Raw genomic sequence first — 26,186 nt, forward strand, 5'->3', positions numbered from 1 at the left:
GATCCGACCATGAACATGCCCATTCCTGAAGTGAACGCCCAGCACAGCGCCAAGGACCAGACGCGCTTCGCCGCACTCTGGCGCCCGGCGCTGGTGCAAGCCTTCGTCAAGCTCGACCCGCGCCAGCTCAAGCGTTCGCCGGTGATGCTGGTGGTGGCCCTGACGGCCGTGTTGACCACCGTGCTGTGCTTCGCTCCCGGCAATGGCGTGAGCACGGCGGTTGCCGTGCAGATCGCGCTGTGGCTGTGGTTTACCGTACTGTTCGCCAACTTCGCCGAAGCCCTGGCCGAAGGGCGCGGCAAGGCCCGCGCCGACAGCCTCAAGGCCGGTAGCCAAGGCCTCACCGCGCAGCGCCGCCGGGGTGATGGTTCGTTCGAAACCGTCGCCGCTGCCCAGCTGCGCAAGGACGACGTTGTGCGGGTCGTGTCGGGCGAGATGATCCCTGCGGACGGCGAAGTGCTCGAAGGCATCGCGGCGGTCAACGAGTCGGCCATCACGGGTGAATCTGCGCCGGTGATTCGTGAGTCCGGCGGTGATCGCTCGGCGGTGACCGGCAACACCCGGCTGGTCTCCGACTGGCTGTTGATTCGGGTCACCAGCAACCCCGGCGAGTCGACCCTGGACCGCATGATCGCCCTGGTCGAGGGCGCCAAGCGGCAGAAGACCCCCAATGAGATCGCCCTCGACATCCTGCTCATCGGCCTGACCCTGATCTTCCTGATCGTGGTGGTGACCCTGCAGCCGTTCGCCCACTTCGCCGGTGGCAGCCTGCCGCTGATCTTCCTCGCCGCGCTGCTGGTGACGCTGATTCCGACCACCATCGGTGGTCTGCTGTCGGCCATCGGTATCGCCGGCATGGACCGGCTAGTGCGCCTGAACGTGATCGCCCGCTCCGGCCGCGCGGTGGAAGCGGCCGGTGACGTGCACACCCTGATGCTCGACAAGACCGGCACCATCACCTTCGGCAACCGCCGCTGCAGTGCGCTGCATGCCGCCACCGGTGTCACCGCCAAGGAGCTGGGCGAGGGCGCCTTGCTCGCGTCGCTGGCCGATGACACCGCCGAAGGCAAGTCGATCGTCGAGTACCTGCGCCAGTTGCACGACTTCGTCGAACCGTCCGCCGAGCAATTTGAAGCCATTGCCTTCAGCGCCGAGACGCGCCTGTCGGGCATCGACTTCCAGCAACATCGTTACCGCAAAGGGGCGGTCGACGCGGTGCTGGCCTTCGTTGGCATGCAACGCCTGGAAATGCCGGCCGCGCTGGCCCGCGAAGTCGAGCGCATCGCCCAGAGCGGTGGCACGCCGCTGCTGGTCTGCGTCGACAAGCGCCTGCTTGGCGTGATTCACCTCAAGGACGTGGTCAAGCCAGGCATCCGCGAACGCTTCGCCGAACTGCGCAAGCTGGGCATCCGCACCGTGATGGTGACCGGCGACAACCCGCTGACCGCTGCGGCCATCGCCGCCGAAGCCGGTGTGGATGACGTGCTCGCCGAAGCCACCCCGGAGAAAAAACTGGCGCGCATCCGCCAGGAGCAGAACGACGGCCGCCTGGTGGCCATGTGTGGCGACGGCGCCAACGACGCGCCGGCGCTGGCCCAGGCTGACGTCGGCATGGCCATGAACGACGGCACCCAGGCCGCGCGCGAAGCGGCCAACATGGTCGACCTGGACAGCGACCCGACCAAGCTGCTGGATGTAGTGCAGGTCGGCAAGGAGCTGCTGGTCACCCGTGGCGCGCTGACCACGTTTTCCATCGCCAACGACGTGGCCAAGTACTTCGCCATCCTGCCGGCGCTGTTCGCCGCCATCTACCCGCAGCTCGGTGTGCTCAACCTGATGCAGCTGGCCAGCCCGCAGAGCGCGATCCTCTCGGCGATCGTGTTCAACGCGCTGATCATCATCGTGCTGATCCCCCTGGCCCTGCGCGGCGTGCGCGTGCAAGCGGCGAGCGCGGCGCACCTGCTGCGGCGCAACCTGCTGATCTACGGGTTGGGCGGCATCGTCGTGCCGTTCGCCGGGATCAAGTTGATCGACCTGCTGCTCAACGCCCTGCACCTGGTCTGAGGAGGCCAACCATGAACACTTATGTACGTCCGGCGCTGAGCCTGATCCTGCTGATGACCGTGGTCACCGGTGCGCTTTATCCGCTGGCGGTGACCGGGATCGCTCAGGTGGCCTTCCCGGAACAGGCCAATGGCAGCCTGGTGCGCGATGAGAAGGGGGAGGTGCGTGGCTCTGCGCTGATCGCCCAGGATTTCCAGGGTGATGGCTGGTTCCATTCGCGGCCTTCGGCGGGGGCTTATGCCACCGTGGCCAGCAGTGCCAGCAACCTGGCGCCGAGTAACCCGGCATTGGCCGAGCGAGTGGCCGGTGATGCTGCGAAGCTGTATCAGGCTGGGCAGGGGCCGGTGCCGCAGGCTTTGCTGACCACTTCTGGCAGCGGTCTGGACCCGCATTTGCCGCCGCAGGCCGTGGCCTATCAGATCCCCCGCGTGGCCGCGGCGCGGCAAGTGCCGGTGGAGAGGTTGCAAGCCTTGCTCGAAGAGGCCACCCTCCACCCATTGATCGGGCCGCCTGTGGTCAACGTGCTGGCGTTGAATCAGTCCGTGGAGCGCCTGGCACCGCGCTGATTGTAGGAGCGGCCTTGTGTCGCAAAAGGGCCGCAAAGCGGCCCCGGCAATTTTCGAGGCGCCGCGCAACCCTGGGGCTGCTCTGCAGCCCTTTCGCGACACAAGGCCGCTCCTACAGTGGTCGCGCCATGTTGCAGATTGCTGCACAACTGAAGGATGAAACATGAGTAACGCAGCCCGCGCCGACGCGCTGTTGGCCAACCTCCCGCGCGAAGGCCGTGGCAGGCTCAAGGTCTTCCTCGGCGCTGCCCCCGGCGTCGGCAAGACCTACGCCATGCTCCAGGCCGCCCATGCCCAGCAACGCCAAGGCGTGCACGTGCTCGCCGGGGTGGTCGAAACCCACGGCCGCGCCGAAACCGAAGTCTTGCTCGGCGGCCTGCTCCAGCAGCCGCCGCTGCGCAGCGAGTACCGCGGTGTCACCCTTGAAGAAATGGACCTCGACGGCCTGCTCAAGGCCGCGCCCACCCTGGCCCTGGTCGACGAACTGGCCCACACCAACGCCCCCGGCAGCCGCCACGCCAAGCGCTGGCAGGACGTTCAGGAACTGCTTTCTGCCGGCATCGACGTGTACACCACGGTCAACGTCCAGCACCTGGAAAGCCTCAACGACAAGGTCCGCGACATCACCGGCGTACAAGTACGCGAAACCCTGCCGGACTGGGTGCTGCAGGAAGCCTTCGAGCTGGTGCTGATCGACCTGCCGCCGCGTGAACTGCTCGAACGCCTGCGCGAAGGCAAGGTGTATGTCCCCGAGCAGGCGAGGGCGGCCATCGATGCGTACTTCTCGCAAACCAACCTCACTGCCCTGAGAGAGCTGGCCATGCAGACGGCCGCGGCCCAGGTCGACGCCGATCTGGCCCATGGCTACCGCCAGCGGGGCCAGGAAGCGCCTGCCCTGCGGGGGCGGCTGTTGGTCGGCGTCGACGGTGACGACCAGGCCGAGCGCTTGGTGCGCCATGCCAGCCGGGTAGCGCAGCGGCGCCATCTGCCCTGGAGCCTGGTCCACGTGGACAACGGCCGACTGCGTGACGAAACCGCCCGCCATCGCCTGCAGGCTGCGCAACAGCTGGCCGAGCGGCTCGGGGGCGAAGTGGTGGTGCTGCGTGCCGGCGAAGTGGCGCGCACGCTGATCCAGCACGCCACCGAGCGCCGCGCCAGCCTGGTGCTGGTGGGGCAGTCCCGTGACCGACTGCGTCGGCGTTTGTTCGGCGCCGGGGTGGCGGCGCGGCTGCTGCGTGAAAGCCATGGCCTGGAAATCAACGTGCTCGACCGCGACGTTCAGCCGGTGCCTGCCAAGGCCGCCGTGCAGCGGGTGTGGGTGTGGCGTCACTACCTGCTCGCACTGCTCGCGACCGTGCTGGCGGCAGGGCTGGCATGGGCCGTGTCGAGCGTGCTGGCACTGCCCAATATCTCCCTGGTGTTTCTCGCCGCCGTGCTGCTGGTGGCGGTGCGCAGCAGCCTGGGCCCGGCGCTGGCCTGCGCGGCCATGTCGTTCCTGACCTACGACTTCCTGTTCATCCCACCGAATTTCTCGTTCAGCATCCAGCGCGAAGAAGACGTGCTGACGTTGGTGTTTTTCCTGCTCATGGCCGCCCTCACCGGCAACCTGGCCGCCCGCCAGCGCAGCCAGCTACAGGCCCTGCGAGAGACCCAGGCGCAGACCAGCCAACTGCTGGACCTGTCACGCCGCCTGACCGTCGCCACCGACCGCCAGGCGGTATTCGACGCTGCCGGCCAGCACCTCAACGGCTGGCAGGACGTGCAAGTGTGCCTGCTCGAACGCAACGCCGAAGGCCTGCTGCACCTGGCCAGCGGCGAAGCCCACGTCCTGGGCGACAACGAACGCGCCGCCGCCGAATGGGCCTGGCAGCACGGTCAGGCCGCCGGGCATGGCAGCGACACCTTGCCCAATGGCCGCTGGTGGTGGTGGCCGCTGGCCGTCGACGACCACCCCTTGGCGCTGCTCGGCGTGCGTCCGCAATCCGGCGAACCCCTCAGCGCCCAGCGCCGGCGCCTGCTCCAGGCCCTCGGCCAACCGCTGGCCCAGGCGCTGGCCCGCGCCCGCCTGGCCGAGCAACTGGAGGCCGCGCGCCTGCATGGTGAAACCGAGCAACTGCGCAGCGCTTTGCTGGCGTCGGTGTCCCACGACCTGCGCACCCCGCTGACTGCCATGCGCGGCAGCATCGACAGCCTCTTGGCGCTGGGCGAAGCCATCCCCGCCGAAGACCGTCGCGAGCTGCTGGAAGGCACTCGCGACGAAGCCGAGCGCCTCGACCGCTACATCCAGAACCTGCTCGACATGACCCGCCTCGGCCACGGTGGCCTCAAGCTCGCCCGCGACTGGGTTGCCCCGGCCGATATCGTCGGCAGTGCCCTGAACCGCCTGCGGGTGGTGCTGGCGCCGTTGCGCGTGCACACCGACGTGCCCGCCGAATTGCCACTGCTGTTCGTGCATGCCGCCCTGATCGAGCAGGCACTGATCAACGTACTGGAAAACGCCGCACGCTTTTCCCCCGCCCAAGGCCGCCTGGAATTGCAGGTGTCGGTGCGCGACGAGCAGCTGCGGTTTGCCGTCAGCGACCAAGGCCCCGGCATTCCGGTGCTTGAGCGCGAGAAGATCTTCGACATGTTCTACACCGCTGCCCGGGGCGACCGAGGCGGGCAGGGCACTGGCCTGGGCCTGGCGATCTGCCAGGGCATGATCGGCGCCCACGGCGGGCAGATCCTGGTCAGCGAAGGCATCGATGGCCAGGGCACCTGCATCACTCTATGCTTGCCGCTGCCCCAGCAACCCGAAGACGAAAGCGAAGCCCCATGAGCCATTCCGCCACCCTCCTGGTCATCGACGACGAACCGCAGATCCGCAAGTTTCTGCGTATCAGCCTGACTTCCCAGGGCTACAAGGTGATCGAGGCGGCCACCGGCGGTGAAGGGCTCACCCAGGCTGCATTGGCCAAGCCCGACCTGGTGGTGCTTGACCTGGGCCTGCCGGACATGGACGGCCAGCAGGTGCTGCGTGAGTTGCGCGAGTGGAGTTCGGTGCCGGTGATGGTGCTGTCGGTGCGGGCCAGTGAAGTGCAGAAGGTCGATGCGCTGGATGGTGGGGCCAATGATTATGTGACCAAGCCGTTCGGCATCCAGGAATTCCTCGCACGGGTGCGCGCGCTGTTGCGCCAGGTGCCGCAATCCGGCGGGGGAGAAGTGGCGGCGAGCTTCGGGCCGCTGACCGTCGACTTTGCCTTTCGCAAGGTGACCCTGGAGGGCGTGGAGGTGGCGCTGACCCGCAAGGAGTATGCGCTGCTGGCGCTGTTGGCCGGGCATCCGGGGCGGGTGATTACCCAGCAGCAACTGCTCAAGGACATCTGGGGGCCAAGCCATGTGGAGAACACCCATTATCTGCGGATCGTGGTCGGGCATCTGCGGCAGAAGCTTGGGGACGACCCTACGGCACCGCGTTTCATCATTACCGAGGCAGGGGTCGGTTACAGGCTGGTGGCACCAGCCGGCTGAGCTGCCTGAGCCGGGAAAACCTCTGTGGGAGTGGGCTTGCCCCGCGAAGAGGTCAGCCCTGGCACCAGCGGTGTATGGCCAGGGCTACGCCCTGGTTCGCGGGGCAAGCCCGCTCCCACAAGCCCGCAGTACGAGATTCAGTGCATCATTCCCAGTTCGGCATCATCCATGAGGGCCTTGGCCAGTGCGCTCAAGTAGTGCGAGGCCCAGATCAACTGGGGGTTGTCGTCCATCAGGCCGGCGATGGTCATGTCGCGGACGTAGCCCATCAGCTCCGAGGCTTGCTCGCGGGCGTCCTGGCAGGGGATGCCGGGTTCGATGCGGAACAGGGGGTGGGTGTGGTTTTCGCCTTGGAAGAAGGTGGTCTTGCCGACGGTGAAATGGGTGTCGTCTCTGGTCATTGGTCAATCTCCCTGAAATTTTCGCAGCCTGGGCCGGCCCTTCGCGGATGAATCCGCTCCTACAAGGCGGCGCGATCCTGTAGGAGCGGATTCATCCGCGAAGGGCCAGAACAGGCAACACATCACTATGGCCTAATGCAACGTCCGCGGCTCAGTCGGCACCTGCACTTGGATCAACATGGATTCGAGCATGACGCGCAGCGCCTCCATTTCATGCATCGACGCCATGATCAGAATCGAAGCCGGTGACTTGGGCTGCAGCAGGAGTGCCTGATGGATCACGGTCTGCGCGCACAGGGCGTAGTCCGTGGCCTGGATGAGGGTGTCTTCGAGGGAGTGGTGGTGCGGGGGATCGGGGACAATCTTTAACATGGCTATTTTACCGTTATGGTGCCGCCACCTCTCTGCTGTCAAACAGAAGGGTGGCAGCTGTACGTGGGTTGACAGACCGGCGGAAAATAGCAAAATTCCGGCGCACGCAAGCGTGCCCGCACGTACAGCCGCCATAGCGACAAGCCATACACTATTTACCCGTCACAGCCTGTCAAAGCTGTATCGTTGATTTGCAACGACACACCGAGCCTAGGGCCCTGCCAGAACGACCGCAACGGAAAAATGGCGGTAAGAGTATCTTTGGGAAATGTCCTACAAGATAGAGCTTAAAACTGATTCTTTTCCCCATTCGGCTGCAAGAACGCCGCCTCCAGCAACTGCTGCGTGTAGGCATGTTGCGGCGCATGGAAGATCGACTGCGCATCCCCCTGTTCCACCACATGCCCATGCTTGATCACCATCAGCTGATGGCTCAGCGCCTTGACCACCGCCAGGTCATGGCTGATGAACAGGTAGGTCAGGTTGTACTTCTGCTGCAGATTCCTCAGCAGCTCCACCACCTGCCGCTGCACCGTGCGGTCCAGCGCCGAAGTCGGTTCATCCAGCAGAATCAGCGCAGGCTTGAGTACCAACGCCCGGGCAATCGCAATGCGCTGGCGTTGCCCTCCGGAAAACTCGTGGGGATAGCGATGGCGCGTGCGCGGGTCCAGCCCCACTTCCTCAAGCGCTGCAATGATCGCGGCTTCCTGTTCGGCAGGCGTGCCGATGCGGTGAATCCGCAAGCCTTCGCCGACGATATCCGCCACGCACATGCGCGGGCTGAGGCTGCCGAACGGGTCCTGGAACACCACCTGCATCTCCCTGCGCAGTGGCCGCACTTCCTTCTGGTTCATGCCTTCCAGCGATTGCCCGTGGAAGCGAATGCCGCCCCGACTCGAAATCAGCCGTAAGATCGCCAGCCCGAGGGTGGACTTGCCCGACCCGGACTCGCCGACGATCCCCAGCGTCTGCCCCTGGGGCAGGCTGAAATTGATGCCGTCCACCGCCTTCACATGGTCGACGGTGCGTCGCAGCAGGCCTTTCTTGATCGGGAACCAGACCTTGAGGTCGTTCACTTCCAACAGTGGCGCGCCCACCGGGTTATGCGCCGGCAAGCCACTGGGCTCGGCATTGATCAGCATCTGCGTGTAGTGATGCTGCGGTGCGCTGAACAGCGTCGCGCAATCGGCTTGCTCGACGATCTGTCCGCGCTGCATCACGCACACCCGGTGGGCGATGCGTCGCACCAGGTTGAGGTCATGGCTGATCAGCAACAACGCCATGCCCAACCGCGCCTGCAGCTCCTTGAGCAGGTCGAGAATCTTCAACTGCACGGTCACGTCGAGCGCCGTGGTCGGCTCGTCGGCAATCAGCAGGTCCGGCTCGTTGGCCAGGGCCATGGCAATCATCACCCGCTGGCGCTGGCCACCGGAGAGTTCATGGGGCAGGGCCTTCAGGCGCTTGCGTGGCTCGGGAATACCCACCAGTTCCAGCAGTTCCAGCGTGCGTGCGGTGGCCTCTTTACCGGTCAGGCCCTTATGGATCAGCAAGATCTCGTTGATCTGCTTCTCGATGCAGTGCAGCGGGTTCAGCGAGGTCATCGGCTCCTGGAAGATCATCGCAATGCGGTTGCCGCGGATGCGCTGCATGGCCTTTTCGTTCTGTTGCAGCAAATCCTTGCCTTCGAAGCGGATGCTGCCGCTGGGGTGGCGGGCCAGGGGGTAGGGCAGCAGGCGCAGGATCGAGTGGGCAGTGACGGACTTGCCCGAGCCGCTTTCGCCGACCAGCGCCAGGGTTTCGCCCTTGCGGATGTCGAAGCTGACGCCGTCGACCACGCGGTTGACCTGCTCGCCGGTGACGAATTCCACGGCCAGGTCGCGCACTTCGATCAGATTCTGTTCGGTCATTTCACTTCCTCGGGTCGAAGGCATCGCGGGCGGACTCGCCGATGAACACCAGCAAGCTCAGCATGATCGCCAGCACGGCAAAGGCACTGATGCCCAGCCATGGCGCCTGCAGGTTGGACTTGCCCTGGGCCACCAGCTCACCCAGCGACGGTGCGCCGGGCGGCAGGCCGAAGCCGAGGAAGTCCAGCGCAGTCAGGGTGCCAATGGCGCCCGTGAGGATGAATGGCATGAAGGTCATGGTCGAGATCATCGCGTTGGGCAGGATGTGCCGGTACATGATCGCGCCATTGCGCATGCCCAGTGCCCGTGCCGCGCGCACGTATTCGAGGTTGCGCCCGCGCAGGAACTCGGCGCGCACCACGTCCACCAGGCTCATCCACGAGAACAGCAGCATGATCCCCAGCAGCCACCAGAAGTTGGGCTGCACGAAGCTGGCCAGGATGATCAGCAGGTACAGCACCGGCAAGCCGGACCAGATCTCCAGGAAGCGCTGGCCGGCAAGGTCGACCCAACCGCCGTAGAAGCCCTGCAGGGCGCCGGCGATGACGCCGACGATGGAACTGAGGATGGTCAGGGTCAGGGCGAACAGCACCGAAATGCGGAAGCCGTAGATCACCCGTGCGAGTACGTCGCGGCCCTGGTCGTCGGTGCCCAGCCAGTTGTCCGTCGACGGCGGCGCGGGGGCGGGTACGCGCAGGTCGTAGTTGATGCTCTGGTAGCTGAACGGGATTGGCGCCCACAGCACGAAGCTGTCCTTCTTGGCCAGCAGCTCGCGGATGTACGGGCTCTTGTAGTTGGCCTCCAGCGGGAACTCACCGCCGAAGGTGGTTTCCGGATAGCGCTTGAACGCCGGGAAGTACCATTCGCCGTCGTAACGCACGGCAATCGGCTTGTCGTTGGCGATCAGCTCGGCGCCCAGGCTCAGGCCGAACAGGATGAGGAACAGCCACAGCGACCACCAGCCACGGCGGTTGGCCTTGAAGCGCTCGAAGCGCCGACGGTTGAGAGGGGACAAGGCCATGTCAGTGCTCCCGGCTGGCGAAGTCGATGCGTGGATCGACCAGGGTGTAGGTCAGGTCGCCGATCAGTTTCACCACAAGCCCCAGCAGGGTGAAGATGAACAGGGTGCCGAAGACCACCGGGTAGTCGCGGTTGATCGCCGCTTCGAAGCTCATCAGGCCCAGGCCGTCGAGGGAGAAGATCACCTCGATCAGCAGGGAGCCGGTGAAGAAGATACCGATGAATGCCGACGGGAACCCGGCGATCACCAGCAGCATGGCGTTGCGGAACACGTGCCCGTACAACACTCGCGGACGGCTGAGGCCCTTGGCCTTGGCGGTGACCACGTACTGTTTGTTGATCTCGTCGAGGAAGCTGTTCTTGGTCAGCAGGGTCATGGTGGCGAAGTTGCCGATCACCAGCGCGGTGATCGGCAGTACCAGGTGCCAGAAGTAGTCGAGCACCTTGCCGGTGGTGGACAGCTCGTCGAAGTTGTTCGAGGTCAGTCCGCGCAGCGGGAACCAGTCGAAGTAGCTGCCGCCGGCGAATAGCACGATCAGCAGGATGGCGAACAGGAACGCGGGGATGGCGTAGCCGACGATGATTGCCGAGCTGGTCCACACGTCGAAGTGGCTGCCGTGGCGCACCGCCTTGGCGATGCCCAGCGGGATCGACACCAGGTACATGATCAGTGTGCTCCACAGCCCCAGCGAGATCGATACCGGCATCTTCTCGACGATCAGGTCGATGACCTTGGCGTCACGGAAGAAGCTGTCGCCGAAGTCCAGCTGGGCGTAGTTCTTGACCATGATCCACAGACGCTCGGGCGCCGACTTGTCGAAGCCGTACATGCGCTCGATCTCGGCGATCAGTGCTGGGTCCAGGCCCTGGGCGCCACGGTAGTTGGAGCCGGCCACCGACACTTCGGCACCGCCACCGGCAATGCGGCTGGTGGCGCCCTCGAAGCCTTCGAGCTTGGCGATCATCTGTTCCACCGGCCCGCCGGGGGCGGCCTGGACGATGATGAAGTTGATGACCAGGATGCCGAGCAGGGTGGGGATGATCAGCAGCAGGCGCCGCAGGATATAGGCCAGCATGTCAGTGGGCCTCTTGCGCAGGCGCTTCGGTCACCGCCGGGGTGACGCCGGGCTTGATCCACCAGGTGTCGATGCCGATATCGTACTTGGGCGACACCTCGGGGTGGCCGATGTGGTTCCAGTAGGCCACGCGCCAGGTCTTGATGTGCCAGTTGGGAATCACGTAGTAACCCCACAGCAGCACGCGGTCGAGTGCGCGGGTGTGGTCGATCAGGCTTTGCCGGGAATCGGCGTTGATCAGCTGTTCCACCAGTTGATCGATGGCCGGGTCGCGCAAGCCGATGAAGTTGCGGCTGCCGGGGTTGTCGGCGGCGGTGCTGGTCCAGTATTCGCGCTGCTCGTTGCCGGGCGAGTTGGACTGCGAGAAGCCACTGACGATCATGTCGAAGTCGCGTGAACGCAGGCGAGTGATGTATTGCGAGACGTCGACACGGCGGATGTTCAGCTCGATGCCGAGGTCCGCCAGGTTGCGCTTGAATGGCAGCAGGATGCGCTCGAACTCGGTCTGCGCCAGCAGGAACTCGATGGACACCGGCTTGCCGTCCTTGTCGACCATCTTGTCATCGACGATCTTCCAGCCGGCCGCTTGCAGCAGCTTGTAGGCCTGGCGTTGCTGCTCGCGGATCATGCCGCTGCCGTCGGTGACCGGGTTATGGAAGGCCTCGCCGAAGACCTGCTCAGGCACCTTGCCGCGTAGCGGTTCGAGGACTTTCAGCTCGCCTGGCGTAGGCAGGCCCTTGGCCGCCATATCGGAGTTCTCGAAATAACTGCCGGTGCGGGTGTAGGCACCATTGAACAGCTGCTTGTTGGTCCATTCGAAATCCAGCAGCAGGCTCAGCGCCTCACGCACGCGTACGTCCTGGAATACCGGCTTGCGCAGGTTGAAGATGAAGCCCTGCATACCGGTGGGGTTACCGTTGGGCAACTCTTCCTTGATCAGGCGGCCGTCGCGGACCGCGGGCACGTTGTAGGCGGTGGCCCAGTTCTTCGCACTGGTCTCCAGGCCATAGTCGAACTGGCCAGCCTTGAGCGCTTCGAGGGCGACGGTGTTGTCGCGGTAGGAGTCGAAGGTCATGGCGTGGAAGTTGTAGAAGCCGCGGTTGATCGGCAGGTCCTTGGCCCAGTAGTCCTTGACCCGCTCATAGCGGATCGAGCGACCGGCCTTGACCTCGGCGATCTTGTAGGGGCCGCTCCCCAGCGGGATTTCCAGGTTGCCACGGTTGAAGTCGCGCCCTTCGTACCAGTGTTTGGGCAGCACGGGGAGCTGGCCGAGGATCAGCGGCAGTTCGCGGTTGTTCTTGTGCTTGAACTTGAACAAGACGCGCAGCGGGTCTTCGGCGACCACTTCGGCGACGTCGGCGTAGTACTGGCGGTACAGCGGCGCACCGTCCTTGATCAGGGCATTGAAGGTGAACACCACGTCATCGGCGCGCATCGGATGGCCGTCGTGGAAGCGTGCCTCGGGACGCAGGTAGAAACGCACCCAGCTGTTGTCCGGGGCCTTCTCGATCTTGCCGGCCACCAGGCCGTACTCGGTGAAGGGCTCGTCCAGGCTCTGGCGCATCAGGGTGTCGTAGATGATGCTGACGTTTTCGGCCGGCACGCCCTTGTTGATGAACGGGTTGAGGCTGTCGAAGCCGCCGAAGCTGGACTGGCGGAAGGTGCCGCCCTTGGGCGCGTCCGGGTTGACGAAGTCGAAGTGCTTGAAGTCGGCCGGGTATTTCGGCGCCTCGTCGTACAGGGTCAGCGCGTGCTGCGGCGCGGCCAGGGCCGGCAGGCTCAGGCAGGCGAGCAACAGGCTGCCGGCCAGCTGGCGCAGGCGGGGCATGGGCATCATTGGGCTTTCTCCGAAGGCTTTATCCACCAGCTGTTCAGCCCGAGGGTGTAGGGCGGCGTGGTGACGAAGGCGAACCGGTTGCGGTAGGCCAGACGGTGATTGTCGAGGTACCAGTTGGGGATCATGTAGTACTGCCATGAGAGCACCCGGTCCAGGGCGCGGGCGGCGGCGACCTGGTCGTCGCGGGTGCGCGCGGCGAGCAAGGTGTCGAGCAGGTGGTCGACCACCGGGTCCTTGACCCCAGCATAGTTCTTGCTGCCCTTGGTCGAGGCCTGGCTTGAATGGAAGTACAGCCACTGTTCGAGGCCGGGGCTCAAGGTCTGGTTGAGGGTCATCAGGATCATGTCGAAGTCGAACTGGTCCAAGCGCTGCTTGTACTGGGCGCGGTCCACAGTGCGCAGGTGAGCATCGATACCGATGCTCGCCAGGTTTTCGACATAGGGCTGCAGGATACGTTCCAGGTTGGGGTTCACCAGCAGCAACTCCATGCGCAGTTGCTGGCCCTTCTTGTCCACCAGGCGTTGGCCGTCGAGTTTCCAGCCGGCCTGGCCGAGCAGGGTCAGGGCCTGGCGCAGGGTCTGGCGGCTGATGCCGCGCCCGTCGGTGTGGCTGACCTGGTAGGGCTGGGTGAACAGTTTTTCCGGCAGTTGGTCGCGAAACGGCGCGAGCAGCAGCCATTCCTTGCCGGTGGGCGTACCTCTGGCAGCGAACTCGCTGTTGGGGTAGTAGCTGGTCGCGCGGCGGTAGGCGCTGCTGAACAGGGCGCGGTTGGTCCACTCGAAGTCGAGCATCAGGCCCAGCGCCTGGCGCACCCGGGCATCGCTGAAGGATGCGCGGCGGCTGTTCATGAACAGGCCTTGGGTCTGGGTCGGGATGCGGTGCGGGATCTGCGCCTTGATCACCTCGCCACGGCGCACGGCCGGGAAGGTGTAGCCGTTGGCCCAGTTCTTCGCCTGGTGCTCGATATAGATGTCGAACTCGCCAGCCTTGAAGGCTTCGAAGGCCACTGTGGCGTCGCGGTAGAACTCGTACTCGACGCGCTTGAAGTTGTACTTGCCGCGGTTTACCGCCAGGTCCTTGCCCCAGTAGTCCTTCACCCGCTCGAACACCAGGCGCCGGCCCGGTTGTACCTGGGTGATGCGGTAGGGGCCGCTGCCCAGCGGCGGCTCGAAGGTGGTGGCCTTGAAGTCTCGGCCTTGCCAATAGTGCTTGGGCAGCACCGGCATTTCGCCCAGGCGCAGGATCAGCAGCGGGTTGCCGGCGCGCTTGAAGACGAAGCGGATGCGCAGCGGGCCGAGCACATCGACGCGCTGAACTTCCTGCAGGTTGGTGCGGTAGATCGGATGGCCTTCCTTGAGCAGCGTGCGGTAGGAAAACGCCACATCTGCCGAGGTAATGGGCTTGCCGTCATGCCAGCGCGCCTCCGGGCGCAGGTTGAACACCACCCAGCTGCGGTCCTCGCTGTACTCGACCGTACGGGCGATCAGGCCGTAGCTGGAAGTGGCTTCGTCGCCCGACGGGTCGTACTGGCCCGTGCCGACCATCAAGGTTTCGTTCAGCTCGCTGACGCCGTACTGCAGGAAGTTCGGCGTGGTCACCGGGCTGCTGCCCTTGAAGGTATAGGGGTTGAGCGTGTCGAAGGTGCCGAATGCCATGGCCCGCAAGGTGCCGCCCTTGGGCGCTTGCGGGTTGACCCAGTCGAAGTGGGTGAAGGTGGCTGGGTACTTGAGCGTGCCGAACTGCGCGTATCCGTGGCTTTCGCTCACCATCGCGGCTGCGGGAAAGCTCAAGGCCAGGCTGAGTGACAGCAGGAGGGGACGTATCAAGTCGGCATCCGATCCAGAGGCGTTGGGCTTTGGTCGGGGTACAGTAACAGCTTGCAGGGAAAGGAAAAAGAGCGCCTCGGAGGGCGCTCTCTGGAGTTGCTAAGGGTAGCTGGCCAGTTGGATAGTATTGCCCTTATCTGCAGGCACTAACCTGATTTTGTATTCCTTGTTGTTTTGGTCGGTGATGATCCAATAAGTTTCGACATTCTTTATGTTTATACGCGACCCCGAATTGAGTGATGCGCGCAACGCATACATCTGGCCGGGCTGCGTGTTGACAGTAACTTCTACATTATGAAGCGAGAGGGTGGTTTGCGGCCCCGCAGGGAAAGCGTAAAGAATATAGTGACAGTACCACCTGGGAAGCCTAGCAGGACGGTATTCGGTACTGGTTGCATGAAAAGGCTTCCCTGTCTGTGGGCGAGGGGGCGAACCATTGGAGCCCAATAGGTGTTCAGTTGTTTTCACTATGCGCAGGCTGAGATCCTTGAAGCGTAACCTATACAGGTCAAGATCCAAGCTGCCGTCGGCACGGTGCCCGTAATCTGATCGTTCGAGTGTGAAAATTGTATTTGCATCAGTCACTTTTCAATACCTCGTCGCAGTGATCGAGGCTGAATGTTCTGCCTGTCGAAAACGGGGGCGGTGGTATTCAGATAGTGCAAGTACTTTCGTCAAACTCAGTTTATGTGCAGGCGCATCTGCCTTGTGCCTGCACACGGCGCATCAATGCGATAGGTAAACCGTCAGCGTCTGCCCTGGCTTGAGCGCATGCCCGCTGCGCGGGTTCCAGCGCTTGAGGTGCTGCATCTCGACATTGAAACGTTTGGCAACCAAATACAGCGAATCACCCTTGCGCACCTTGTACTGGGTCGAACGCTTCCCGGATGCCGCCACCCGGTTGCCCGCTGCACTCGGCGCGTTCCCGCCCCGCAGTGCCAGTACCTGGCCGGCCTTCACCCGGTTGCCCGACAGCTTGTTCCAGCGCTGGATGTCCTTGACCGACACCCGGTTGGCCTTGGCGATGGCGCTCAGGTTGTCGCCACGCTTGACCCGATAGCTGCGTGCCGTTGCCGGCGCCTTGGCTTCGGCCAGGGCGCGGTCGAACACGGCCTTGTTCGGCTGCAGGCTGACAATCTGCTCAGGCTTGAGGTCGGTCAGCAACTGCGCCTTGGCAGTCGGCACCAGCAGTTGCTTGGGGCCGTCCACGGTCATGCGCTTCTTGAATGCCGGGTTGAGCTGGATCAGCTCGTCTTCGTCGATGTTGGCGAAGGCGGCAACCCGCGACAGGTCGAGGCGCTCGTTGATGGCGACCGCTTCGAAGTAGGGCTCGTTGGCAATCGGGTTGAGGTTCACGCCATAAGCCTCGGGGGTCGAGACCACCTGCGACAGGGCCAGCAGCTTGGGCACGTAGTCGCGGGTTTCCTGCGGCAGTGGCAGGTTCCAGTAATCGGTCGGCAGACCCAGCCTTTCGTTGCGCTCGATCGCCCGGCTGACGGTGCCTTCGCCGGCGTTGTAGGCGGCCAGGGCCAGCAGCCAGTCGCCGTTGAACATGTCGTGCAGGCGGGTCAGGTAGTCCAGCGCGGCGTTGGTCGAAGCGGTGATGTCGCGGCGGCCGTCGTAGAAGTTGGTCTGACGCAGGTTGAAGTGGCGCCCGGTGGACGGGATGAACTGCCACATGCCGGCGGCATGGGCGCGCGAGTAGGCCATCGGGTTGTAGGCGCTCTCGATCGCCGGCAGCAGGGCCAGCTCCAGCGGCATGTCGCGTTCTTCGAGGCGTTCGACGATGTAGTGCAGGTAGAGGCTGCCGCGCTCGCCGGCGTTCTCGAGGAACGACGGGTTGCTGGCGAACCACAGGCGCTGCTGCTCGATGCGCGGGTTGACGTCGATGCTGTCCTGCAAGGCGAAGCCCAGGCGCATGCGTTCCCACACATCCTGCGGCGCCTGCTCGACGGGTTTGACCACGAGCGGGGCAGGCTTGTGCTTGAGGCGCGCCTGATAGTTGTGCGCGCGAACGCTTTCGGCATCGTCGAGCTGACGGGTGCTCTGGCAGCCGACCAGGGTGGCGGCCAGCGCCAGTGCACTGATCTGGGCCAGGCGCCTCAGGGCGACTGAATGAGCGGTTCTGCGGCTACGGGAAGACATCGGCGGGGACAGGTTTCCGGGCGAAAAATTTCGGCGATTCTAGAAACCGCTACCCGACTGGTCAACCGTTGTTACCCCGCTGCGATATATCTTGAGGTTATCAAAATGTGTCCTTCCAAGACCTCAAGGCAGCAAAAACAGTGACCTGCGTATCGTTTGAATGTCCCTTCCATTCGTCTGCTTTTTGTTTAACTAATGTTTCAGAGGTACGCAAAAAGGGGTTGGTGAGGCGTTCCAGGCCGATGGTTGATGGCAAAGTGATGCGATTGTCGGCGCGTAACCGGGTAACGTCTTCGAACCGTTGCTGAACGTGCAGATTAGTGGGCTCCACGGCCTTGGCAAAACGCAGGTTGCTCAGGGTGTATTCGTGGGCGCAATAGACTTCGGTCTGCTCGGGAAGCGCCGCCAGACGGGCAAGGGCGGGCTGCATCTGCGCCGGTGTGCCTTCGAACATGCGCCCGCAGCCGGCGGCGAACAGGGTGTCGCCACTGAACAGCAGCGGTGTCGCGGGCTGATCGCTGAAGTAGGCGATATGGCCCAGGGTATGGCCGGGCACGGCCATCACCTTGAAAGTCACGCCCAGCACCGTCACCTCGTCGCCGTCGTCCAGCGCCAGGTCGCGGCAGGGAATGCGCTCGTTGGCCGGGCCGCAGACCCGGGCAGCGGTCAACTGCTTGAGGCGTTCGACGCCACCGACATGGTCGTTGTGGTGGTGGGTGACCAGGATGTCCGCGAGTACCCAGCCGGGGTTGGCGGCCAACCAGGCCTCCACCGGGCTGGCGTCGCCGGGATCGACCACCGCACAACGGCGTTTGGCAGTATCCTGTAACAACCAGATGTAGTTGTCGGAGAAAGCGGGGAGAGCATCGATCTGTATCATGGTGCGGATCCGATTCGCCTAGCGTGGCACATGAGGGCATCTTAGCCGCGATGGCGCGGTGCGAGAACCTTCGAGGGAGAGCGCAATGACCGACCAAGCCTTCGCCCAGGCCGACCCCGACTGGGTCGAGCTGATCTGCCTGGCACGTGAATGGTTCAACGGCCCTCTTGGCCAGTTGATGCTCAAGGAAGAGGAAAAACTGCTGGAAGAAGAGCTCGGGCGCTTCTTCGGTGGTTACCTGGTGCACTACGGCCCCTGCGCCGAAGCACCGCCCAGCGCCCCCCAGGTGCAGCGCAACGTGCGTCTCGGCGCGCCGTTGCCAGGGGTGGAGATCGTCTGCGAGGAACAGGCCTGGCCGCTCAGCGAGCATGCCGCCGACGTGGTGGTACTGCAGCACGGCCTGGATTTCAGCCTGTCGCCCCATGGCTTGCTGCGCGAGGCCGCCAGTGCCGTGCGTCCGGGCGGGCACTTGCTGATCGTCGGCATCAATCCCTGGAGCAGCTGGGGCATGCGCCATTTCTTCAGCCATGGCGCGCTGCGCAAGGCCCGTTGCATTCCGCCGTCACGTGTCGGCGACTGGTTGAATCTGCTGGGCTTCGCGCTGGAGAAACGCCGCTTCGGGTGCTATCGTCCGCCGCTTGCCTCGCCGGCCTGGCAACAACGCCTGGCGGGCTGGGAACGGCTGGCGGGTGGCTGGCAGGGTTCCGGCGGCGGGGTCTACCTGCTGGTGGCGCGCAAGATGGTGGTGGGCCTTCGGCCGTTGCGCCCGGAGCGTCGCGAGCCGATGGGCAAGCTGCTGCCATTGCCGTTGGCCAAGGTCAACCGCACCGCCGTCAATCCCGATACCGAAAAGCACTGAACATGAGTGGTACATGAGCGATAGCGTCGAGCTGTATACCGATGGTGCCTGCAAGGGCAATCCTGGCCCGGGCGGCTGGGGCGTCCTGCTGATCTACAAGGGCGTCGAGAAGGAACTGTGGGGGGGCGAGCGCGAAACCACCAACAATCGCATGGAACTGATGGCGGCGATCCAGGGGCTGATGGCCCTCAAGCGTGAATGCGAGGTGGTGCTGACCACCGACTCGCAGTACGTGATGAAGGGCATCAACGAATGGATGGTCAACTGGAAGAAACGCGGCTGGAAAACCGCCGCGAAAGAGCCGGTGAAGAATGCCGACCTGTGGCAGCTGCTGGATGAGCAGGTCAACCGCCACAAGGTCACCTGGAAGTGGGTGCGCGGCCATATCGGCCATCCTGGCAACGAACGCGCCGACCAGTTGGCCAACCGCGGCGTCGAGGAAGTGCGCGCCAAGCGTTGAGCTGGGGTACAATCCGCGGCTCAGTAATTGATGCAAGTTGGAGCGCCCCGCGTGGAGCAGCAGCAAGATAAACGCCTGGTCATTCTCGATACCGAAACCACGGGCATGCCGGTCAGCGAAGGCCACCGGATCATCGAGATCGGCTGCGTCGAGGTCATTGGCCGACGCCTGACCGGGCGACATTTCCACGTCTACCTGCAACCTGACCGCGAGAGTGACGAGGGCGCCATCAACGTCCACGGCATCACCGATGCCTTCCTGGTCGGCAAGCCGCGTTTCGCAGAGGTTGCCGAGGAATTCTTCGAATTCATCCAGGGCGCCACGCTGGTCATCCACAACGCGGCGTTCGACGTTGGCTTCATCAACAACGAGTTCGCGTTGCTGGGTCAGGGCGACCGCGCCGATATCTCGAACCACTGCACCATCCTCGATACCCTGTTGCTGGCCCGCGCCCGCCACCCGGGGCAGCGCAACAGCCTCGATGCGTTGTGCAAACGCTACGACATCGACAACTCGGGCCGTGAGCTGCACGGCGCGTTGCTTGACTCGGAACTGCTGGCCGACGTCTACCTGGCGATGACCGGAGGCCAGACCAGCTTGTCGCTGGCTGGGCACGGGGCTGATGGTGACAGCGAAGGGCAGGGCAGTGGCAGCGAGATCCGCCGGATTACCGGGCGTGCGCCGGGGCGGGTGATCGTGGCCAGTGCCGAGGAGCTTGAGGCGCATGCCGAACGCTTGGCGGCGATTGCCAAGTCGGCGGGTGGGCCTTCGATGTGGCAGGCGTTGACCGAGACGCCGGCTGGCTGATTCTTCGTCTGTACCGGCCCTATCGCCGGCAAGCCGGCTCCCACAAGGTTCACCGCTTACCTCCTGTGAGAGCCGGCTTGCCGGCGATGGGGGCGGTACTGTAACCATCAGGCTCTACTACCCTGAGAGGGACGATCCGTCCTTCGGAGGTAGCCGCCTGATGTACAAGGACCTCAAGTTCCCCATCCTCATCGTCCACCGCGCCATCAAGGCCGACAGCGTCGCCGGCGAGCGCATCCGTGGCATCGCCGAGGAACTGCGCCAGGACGGCTTCGACATCCTCGCCGCCGCCGACCACGCCGAAGCGCGCCTGGTCGCCGCCACCCACCACGGTTTGGCCTGCATGTTGATTGCTGCCGAAGGCGTCGGTGCCAATACACACCTGCTGGAAAACATCGCCGAACTGATCCGCCTGGCCCGTGCTCGTGCGCCCAACCTGCCGATCTTCGCCCTTGGCGAGCAGGTCACCCTGGAGAACGCTCCCGCCGAAGCCATGGGCGAGCTCAACCAGTTGCGCGGCATTCTCTACCTGTTCGAAGACACCGTGCCCTTTCTCGCCCGTCAGGTGGCGCGTGCAGCGCACAATTACCTCGACGGCCTGTTGCCACCGTTCTTCAAAGCCCTGGTGCAGCACACCGCGCAGTCCAACTATTCCTGGCATACCCCCGGCCACGGCGGTGGCGTGGCCTACCGCAAAAGCCCGGTGGGCCAGGCGTTTCACCAGTTCTTCGGGGAAAACACCCTGCGCTCGGACTTGTCCGTATCGGTGCCGGAGCTGGGCTCTCTGCTCGACCATACTGGCCCGCTGGCCCAGGCCGAAGCCCGGGCAGCGCGCAACTTCGGCGCCGACCATACGTTTTTCGTGATCAATGGCACCTCCACCGCCAACAAGATCGTCTGGCATGCGATGGTCGGCCGTGACGACCTGGTGCTGGTGGACCGCAACTGCCACAAGTCGGTGGTGCACGCCATCATCATGACCGGCGCCATCCCCCTCTATCTTTGCCCCGAGCGTAACGAGCTGGGCATTATTGGGCCGATCCCGCTCAGCGAATTCACCCCCGAGGCGATCCAGGCAAAAATACACGCCAACCCCCTGGCGCAGGGGCGTGAGCCACGAATCAAGCTGGCGGTGGTGACCAACTCGACCTACGACGGCCTGTGCTATCACGCAGGCCTGATCAAACAGGTGCTGGGGCCCAGTGTCGAAGTACTGCATTTTGACGAGGCCTGGTTCGCCTACGCGGCCTTCCACGACTTTTTCGCCGAGCGCTACGCCATGGGCACCCTGTGCAACGCGCAAAGCCCGCTGGTGTTCAGCACCCATTCCACCCACAAGCTGCTCGCCGCCTTCAGCCAGGCGTCGATGATTCATGTGCAGGATGGCGCGCAACGGCAGCTGGACCGCGACCGGTTCAATGAAGCGTTCATGATGCACATCTCCACCTCGCCGCAATACAGCATCCTCGCCTCGCTGGATGTGGCGTCGGCGATGATGGAGGGGCCGGCGGGGCGTTCGCTGTTGCAGGAGATGTTCGACGAGGCCTTGAGCTTTCGCCGTGCCCTGGCCAACCTGCGCGAGCATATCGCGGCCGATGATTGGTGGTTCAGCATCTGGCAGCCGCCGGCCGCGGAGGGTATCCAGCGCCTCGATGCCCAGGATTGGCTGTTGCAGCCACGCGCCGAGTGGCATGGCTTTGGCGAGGTGGCCGACGACTACGTACTGCTCGACCCCTTGAAGGTGACGTTGGTGATGCCTGGCTTGAGCGCCGGTGGCGTACTGGGTGAGCACGGCATACCGGCGGCGGTGGTCAGCAAGTTCCTCTGGGAGCGAGGCCTGGTAGTGGAGAAGACCGGCCTTTACAGCTTCCTGGTGCTGTTCTCGATGGGCATCACCAAGGGCAAGTGGAGCACGCTGCTGACCGAATTGCTGGAATTCAAGCGCCACTATGACGGCAATACTTCGCTCGGCACCAGCCTGCCCAGCATCGTCGCGGTCGACGCGTCACGCTATCAGGGCATGGGCCTGCGCGACCTGTGTGACCAACTGCACGCCTGCTACCGCACCAATGCCACGGCCAAGCAGCTCAAGCGGCTGTTCACGCGTCTGCCTCAGGTGGCCATGACCCCGGCGCGGGCCTACGACCTGATGGTGCGCGGCGAAGTGGAGGCGGTACCGATCGAGGCGCTGCTGGGGCGGGTCGCAGGGGTCATGCTGGTGCCCTACCCACCGGGCATTCCGTTGATCATGCCGGGCGAGCGGTTCACCGAAGCGACCCGCTCGATTCTCGACTACCTGGCGTTCGCCCGCGCCTTCAACAGTGGCTTTCCGGGCTTTGTGGCCGATGTACACGGCCTGCAGAACGAAAGCGGCCAGTACACCGTGGACTGCATCAAGGAATACGAATGATCTCGACGCCGGTGCGCGCCAGCTCGAAACGGTCCGCACCCAGGTGATTGACGCGGTCGCCAATGGCCAGGCGATAGGTGGTGATCGGCGCGCCTATGACGCTGCCGTCGGTCTGCAGGGTCGACTCTTGGAATTCGTGAACGGGGTAGATGCGGCCTTCGGCGTCTCGGGCGTGGAACTGGCCGACCATTACTGCTGCCATTTAGGTGAAAACCTCTGAAATACGTAGGAATTGTCTGGACCGATAGACCGTACAACAAGGCCGGAGTTTACGTTGCCGGCAAAAAAAACCTTGGGGCCGAGGAACGGTCATCTATAACTAGAACGTCTCTTAAGCCAGCAAAGGTTGGAAATCGCCATGAGCCAGGTGTATTCGGTAGCGGTTGTCGTCGGCAGCTTGCGCAAGGATTCCTACAACCGCAAGGTCGCCCGCGCACTTTCAGAGCTGGCACCGTCCAGTCTTGCCCTGAAGATTGTCGAGATCGGCGACCTGCCGCTGTACAACGAAGACGTCGAGGCCGCTGGTGTGCCCGAGTCGTGGAAGCGCTTTCGCGACGAAATCCGTCGCAGTGACGCGGTGCTGTTCGTCACCCCTGAGTACAACCGCTCGGTGCCGGGCGGCCTGAAAAACGCTATCGACGTCGGCTCGCGGCCCTATGGGCAGAGTGCCTGGAGTGGCAAACCGGCCGCGGTGGTGAGTGTATCGCCGGGGGCGATTGGCGGGTTTGGTGCCAACCATGCCGTGCGCCAGTCGCTGGTGTTCCTCGACATGCCCTGCATGCAGATGCCCGAGGCTTATCTGGGTGGGGCGGCGAACCTGTTTGAAGACAGTGGCAAGCTCAGCGACAAGACTCGGCCGTTCCTGCAGGGGTTCATCGACAAGTTTGCGTCCTGGGTGAAGCTGAACCGGGCTGTCTGAGGCGGCCTTATCGCCGGCAAGCCGGCTCCCACAGGTACGGCGCAGGCCTTGAAGCCTGCCTGTACCTGTGGGAGCCGGCTTGCCGGCGATAGCTGCAACTCAGGTCTGTCAGAAGGCCTGCGGCATCTCACCCTTGGCCAAGCGACGGTTGATGTCGGCAATCACCTCGGGCAAATCATTGATGGTGTCGATCAGGTAGTGCGGGCGCGACGCTTCGAACAGCGTGTGAATACGCTTGCGCTCGCTTTCCAGTTTTTCCACGCTCAGTGCCTGGTAGCCTTCCCAGGTCAGCCCCAGGGCATTACCCGAGCACACCAGCGCCACGGTCCACATACCCGCACGGCGCCCTTCGAGAATACCCGGCACGGTGTCGTCGACCTTGACGCACGCCGCCACATCATCAATGCCCAGGGCAATCACGTTGGCCAGCGCCTGGGCCGGCCATGGGCGGCCATTCGGGGTTTCATCGGTCGCCACCACATGGTCGGCGACATAGCCGTTCTGCGCCGCCAGCTCTACGACCTTGTCCATCACCACTTTCGGGTAGCCCGAGCACGAGCCGATCTTCAAACCGTCCTGGCGCAAGCCGGTGAGGGTGTCCAGGGCACCGGGGATCAGGGCCGAATGCACGGCGATCTTCTCGATCTGCAGCGGCATGAAGCGGTTGTAGATGGCAGTGACATCGTCGTCGGTCGGGGTGCGGCCGAACACCTTGCGGTAGCGCTCGGCGATTTCCGGTACGTCGCACAGGGTGCGGATGTGGTCCCACTTACCCATGCCCATCGGGCCGCGGGCTTCCTCGATCGATACCTGCACGTCGAACTCGGCGAAGGCTTCGACGAAGATCTGGGTTGGGGCGAAGGAGCCGAAATCGACCACGGTGCCGGCCCAGTCGAGGATGGCGGCTTGCAGCTGGGTAGGATTGCTGTAGTTCATGTGCGCGTTTTCCTGAAATTGGTTGGGCAGAGGGTCAGATGTCCAGCACTTCCATTTCCCGCAGCACTTCGGCCACGGCATTCACAGCGGCTTGCATGCCATCGGCTCCGACCACGCCGATGCAGCCGACGCGGAAGGTCTCGACCTGGGTCAGCTTGCCCGGGTAGAGGATGAAACCCTTGGCCTTGACCCGCTCGTAGAAGTCCTTGAACTGGTAGCGGGCATCATCCGGTGCGTGGAAGGTGACGATGATCGGCGCCTGGATCTCGGCCGGCAGGAAGCTGCGCAGGCCAATGGCGGCCATGCCATCGAGCAGGGTCTTGCAGTTGTCGGCATAGCGCTGGTGACGCGCGGGCAGGCCGCCTTCCTCGCTGTACTGCTGCAGCGCTTCGTGCAGGGCGGCGACCACGTGGGTGGGCGGGGTGAAGCGCCATTGGCCGGTCTTGGCCATGTACGCGTGCTGGTCGTGCAGGTCCATGGCCAGCGAGTGGGCATTGCCTGCAGCGGCGGCCAGGGCGGTTTTCTCGGCGAACACGAAACCCATGCCCGGTACGCCTTCCAGGCACTTGCCGGAGGCGGCGATCAGCGCCTCGAAAGGCACTTCGCGGGCATCGATCGGCAGTGCGCCGAACGAGCTCATGGCGTCGATGATCAGGCGTTTGCCGTGGCCTTTGACCACCTGGGCGATCTCTGGCAGCGGGTTGAGGATGCCGGTGCTGGTTTCGCAGTGGATCAGTGCCACGTGGGTCACGGCCGGGTCGGCGGCCAGCAGGCGGTCGACGTCGGCGGCGGTGGTCGGCTGGTCTTCGGCGGTTTCGAAGGTGCTGTAGGTGCGACCCAGCACTTTGCAGATCTTCGCCAGGCGTTGCCCGTAGGCGCCGTTGATCAGTACCAGGACCTTGCCATCACGCGGCACCAGGGTGCCGATCGCGGCTTCAACGGCGAAGGTGCCGCTGCCTTGCAGAGGCACGCAGTGGTGGCTGGCGCTGCCGTCGATGATCGCCAGCAGTTGCTCGCAGACGCTGGCGGTCAGTTGGTTGAAATCGCGGTCCCAGGAACCCCAGTCCACCAGCATGGCTTGGCGGGTGCGCAGGGATGTGGTCAGTGGGCCGGGGGTCAGCAGAATCGGGGCGTTGCTCATTCCGTGGTTCCTCTCAAGCTGCAGGTTTCGCCGGTTGGGTGGGCGCTGAAACTACGGGGCCTAGGTTGCAATTCGCTGAGCTATCAATCAAATTGTTTGTTGTTATGCCAGCCATAAGTCAGGCCGATACAAAATGAATTTGTTCCAGCTTCGTGCTTTCGATGCCGTCGCCCGGGAGGGCAGCTTCACCCGTGCCGCCGAGCGGCTGTTCATCAGCCAGCCGGCGGTCACCGGGCACGTCAAGGCGCTCGAGGAGCACTACCAGATCACGCTGTTGCGGCGTACCGCCCGGCGCGTAGAGCTGACCGAGGAGGGCACGCGTCTGGCCGCCATCACCCGGGCCATGTTCGGCCTGGCCGAAGAAGCCCAGGCCATGCTCGAGGCCAACCGCCAGTTGCTCACCGGGCGCCTGGAAGTGGCGGCCGACGGGCCGCACCGGGTCATGCCCATGCTCGCCCTGCTGCGCGAGCGCTACCCGGGCATCACCGTCAACCTGCGCCTGGGCAACGCCCAGGAAACCCTGGCCGCGCTGCTGTCGGAGCATGCTGACGTGGCCGTGCTGACCGAGATCGAGCCACGCAAGGGCTTGCACCTGCAGAACCTGTGTGAGTCGCGCTTGTGCGCGCTGTTGCCGGTTGGGCACGACTGGACCCGAGGCGAGGGTGACCTGCCGCTGGCGGCGCTGCATCAGCAGATCATGGTGCTGCGCGAACCGAGCTCGACTACCCGGCGCACCTTCGACAAGGCCTGCGCCCAGGCACAGGTGCAGCCACGGGTGTTGCTGGAACTGGACAGCCGTGAGGCAGTGACCGAGGCCGTGGCGTCGGAGCTGGGCATTGGCGTGGTCTCGTCGACCGAGGTGGCCCATGACCCGCGCGTGGTGGCGCGGCCGCTGGCCGGGCAGGGTCTGCGCAACCAGCACATGATCGGCTGCCTGGAGCGGCGCCGCGAACTGCGCCTGATCCAGGCCTTCCTCGGCCTGGCGGCAAGCCTGTGAGGCCGGGCCCGCTTGCCGTAAGATGGCCGCCAGAGAGCAACCTGGCGCCGGAT

At 64.2% G+C, this 26,186-nt stretch carries 22 protein-coding genes; 10 read left to right on the forward strand and 12 right to left on the reverse strand.

The annotated features are described in order from the left end of the window. Positions 1–9: 9 nt before the first annotated feature. From kdpB to ACIPZG_RS04740, 4 genes are all read left to right on the forward strand, one after another. On the forward strand, positions 10–2,064 hold the full coding sequence (kdpB, locus tag ACIPZG_RS04725; RefSeq protein WP_400710715.1) for a potassium-transporting ATPase subunit KdpB: 2,055 nt from the start codon (positions 10–12) through the stop codon (positions 2,062–2,064). A gap of 11 nt (positions 2,065–2,075) precedes the next feature. Continuing rightward, positions 2,076–2,630, forward strand: coding sequence for a potassium-transporting ATPase subunit KdpC (kdpC, locus tag ACIPZG_RS04730; RefSeq protein ID WP_400710718.1), 555 nt, complete (start codon positions 2,076–2,078; stop codon positions 2,628–2,630). A 163-nt stretch (positions 2,631–2,793) separates the two neighbouring features. Further along, positions 2,794–5,448: a DUF4118 domain-containing protein gene (locus ACIPZG_RS04735; RefSeq protein WP_400710721.1), complete on the forward strand. Its 2,655-nt coding sequence runs from the start codon at positions 2,794–2,796 to the stop codon at positions 5,446–5,448. Beyond that, a complete protein-coding gene (locus tag ACIPZG_RS04740; protein ID WP_400710724.1) occupies positions 5,445–6,140 on the forward strand; it encodes a response regulator in 696 nt (231 codons plus the stop codon). The genes ACIPZG_RS04735 and ACIPZG_RS04740 overlap by 4 nt, the downstream gene beginning before the upstream one ends. Before the next feature lie 137 nt (positions 6,141–6,277). Here ACIPZG_RS04740 and ACIPZG_RS04745 read toward each other — a convergent pair whose 3' ends face one another. From ACIPZG_RS04745 to gloB, 9 genes are all read right to left on the reverse strand, one after another. Beyond that, complete coding sequence (locus ACIPZG_RS04745; protein WP_008091257.1) at positions 6,278–6,541, reverse strand: DUF3077 domain-containing protein; 264 nt, start codon at positions 6,539–6,541, stop codon at positions 6,278–6,280. A gap of 132 nt (positions 6,542–6,673) precedes the next feature. Further along, positions 6,674–6,913, reverse strand: coding sequence for a hypothetical protein (locus tag ACIPZG_RS04750; protein WP_400710727.1), 240 nt, complete (start codon positions 6,911–6,913; stop codon positions 6,674–6,676). Between the two features lie 287 nt (positions 6,914–7,200). After that, entirely contained in the window at positions 7,201–8,820 is a 1,620-nt protein-coding gene (locus tag ACIPZG_RS04755) for an ABC transporter ATP-binding protein (protein ID WP_400710730.1), read from the reverse strand. Position 8,821: 1 nt separating this feature from the next. Then, positions 8,822–9,841, reverse strand: a complete 1,020-nt coding sequence (locus tag ACIPZG_RS04760) for an ABC transporter permease (RefSeq protein ID WP_400710733.1) — start codon at positions 9,839–9,841, stop codon at positions 8,822–8,824. Between the two features lies 1 nt (position 9,842). Next, complete coding sequence (locus tag ACIPZG_RS04765; RefSeq protein ID WP_400642162.1) at positions 9,843–10,916, reverse strand: microcin C ABC transporter permease YejB; 1,074 nt, start codon at positions 10,914–10,916, stop codon at positions 9,843–9,845. A 1-nt stretch (position 10,917) separates the two neighbouring features. Continuing rightward, the gene (locus tag ACIPZG_RS04770) at positions 10,918–12,753 is read right to left on the reverse strand and encodes an extracellular solute-binding protein (RefSeq protein WP_400710736.1); all 1,836 of its coding nucleotides are present in this window, start codon (positions 12,751–12,753) and stop codon (positions 10,918–10,920) included. Then, positions 12,750–14,579: an extracellular solute-binding protein gene (locus ACIPZG_RS04775; protein ID WP_400710739.1), complete on the reverse strand. Its 1,830-nt coding sequence runs from the start codon at positions 14,577–14,579 to the stop codon at positions 12,750–12,752. The genes ACIPZG_RS04770 and ACIPZG_RS04775 overlap by 4 nt, the downstream gene beginning before the upstream one ends. A gap of 726 nt (positions 14,580–15,305) precedes the next feature. Further along, on the reverse strand, positions 15,306–16,724 hold the full coding sequence (locus tag ACIPZG_RS04780) for a LysM peptidoglycan-binding domain-containing protein (RefSeq protein ID WP_400710742.1): 1,419 nt from the start codon (positions 16,722–16,724) through the stop codon (positions 15,306–15,308). A 100-nt stretch (positions 16,725–16,824) separates the two neighbouring features. Continuing rightward, positions 16,825–17,604: a hydroxyacylglutathione hydrolase gene (gloB, locus tag ACIPZG_RS04785; RefSeq protein ID WP_400710745.1), complete on the reverse strand. Its 780-nt coding sequence runs from the start codon at positions 17,602–17,604 to the stop codon at positions 16,825–16,827. 85 nt (positions 17,605–17,689) lie between these two features. On the opposite strand from gloB, the gene ACIPZG_RS04790 reads away from it, so the two are divergent. The 4 genes from ACIPZG_RS04790 to ACIPZG_RS04805 all read left to right on the forward strand — a co-directional run bounded on the left by ACIPZG_RS04790 (position 17,690) and on the right by ACIPZG_RS04805 (position 22,140). Further along, positions 17,690–18,463, forward strand: a complete 774-nt coding sequence (locus ACIPZG_RS04790; protein ID WP_400710748.1) for a class I SAM-dependent methyltransferase — start codon at positions 17,690–17,692, stop codon at positions 18,461–18,463. Positions 18,464–18,476: 13 nt separating this feature from the next. Then, complete coding sequence (gene rnhA / locus ACIPZG_RS04795; protein WP_008091240.1) at positions 18,477–18,923, forward strand: ribonuclease HI; 447 nt, start codon at positions 18,477–18,479, stop codon at positions 18,921–18,923. A 51-nt stretch (positions 18,924–18,974) separates the two neighbouring features. Then, the gene (gene dnaQ / locus ACIPZG_RS04800) at positions 18,975–19,730 is read left to right on the forward strand and encodes a DNA polymerase III subunit epsilon (RefSeq protein ID WP_400642172.1); all 756 of its coding nucleotides are present in this window, start codon (positions 18,975–18,977) and stop codon (positions 19,728–19,730) included. 160 nt (positions 19,731–19,890) lie between these two features. Then, complete coding sequence (locus ACIPZG_RS04805; RefSeq protein WP_400710751.1) at positions 19,891–22,140, forward strand: Orn/Lys/Arg decarboxylase N-terminal domain-containing protein; 2,250 nt, start codon at positions 19,891–19,893, stop codon at positions 22,138–22,140. Here the strand turns inward: ACIPZG_RS04805 and ACIPZG_RS04810 are convergent. Next, positions 22,124–22,342 carry a hypothetical protein gene (locus tag ACIPZG_RS04810; RefSeq protein ID WP_400710753.1) on the reverse strand — a complete coding sequence of 73 codons (219 nt, stop codon included), beginning with the start codon at positions 22,340–22,342 and terminating at the stop codon, positions 22,124–22,126. The genes ACIPZG_RS04805 and ACIPZG_RS04810 overlap by 17 nt on opposite strands. 156 nt (positions 22,343–22,498) lie before the next feature. Here ACIPZG_RS04810 and ACIPZG_RS04815 point away from each other — a divergent pair, with 156 nt between their 5' ends. Further along, positions 22,499–23,059: an NADPH-dependent FMN reductase gene (locus ACIPZG_RS04815; protein ID WP_400710756.1), complete on the forward strand. Its 561-nt coding sequence runs from the start codon at positions 22,499–22,501 to the stop codon at positions 23,057–23,059. Positions 23,060–23,167: 108 nt separating this feature from the next. On the opposite strand, the gene phnX is transcribed toward ACIPZG_RS04815, so the two are convergent. Both phnX and ACIPZG_RS04825 read right to left on the reverse strand, forming a co-directional pair. After that, a complete protein-coding gene (phnX, locus tag ACIPZG_RS04820; protein WP_008099482.1) occupies positions 23,168–23,995 on the reverse strand; it encodes a phosphonoacetaldehyde hydrolase in 828 nt (275 codons plus the stop codon). Positions 23,996–24,029: 34 nt separating this feature from the next. Next, positions 24,030–25,136: a 2-aminoethylphosphonate--pyruvate transaminase gene (locus ACIPZG_RS04825; RefSeq protein ID WP_400710759.1), complete on the reverse strand. Its 1,107-nt coding sequence runs from the start codon at positions 25,134–25,136 to the stop codon at positions 24,030–24,032. Between the two features lie 133 nt (positions 25,137–25,269). On the opposite strand from ACIPZG_RS04825, the gene ACIPZG_RS04830 reads away from it, so the two are divergent. Further along, complete coding sequence (locus ACIPZG_RS04830) at positions 25,270–26,133, forward strand: LysR substrate-binding domain-containing protein (protein ID WP_400710762.1); 864 nt, start codon at positions 25,270–25,272, stop codon at positions 26,131–26,133. Positions 26,134–26,186: the final 53 nt, after the last annotated feature.

This window comes from Pseudomonas sp. NPDC089395, from assembly GCF_044749525.1.
GTDB lineage: Bacteria > Pseudomonadota > Gammaproteobacteria > Pseudomonadales > Pseudomonadaceae > Aquipseudomonas.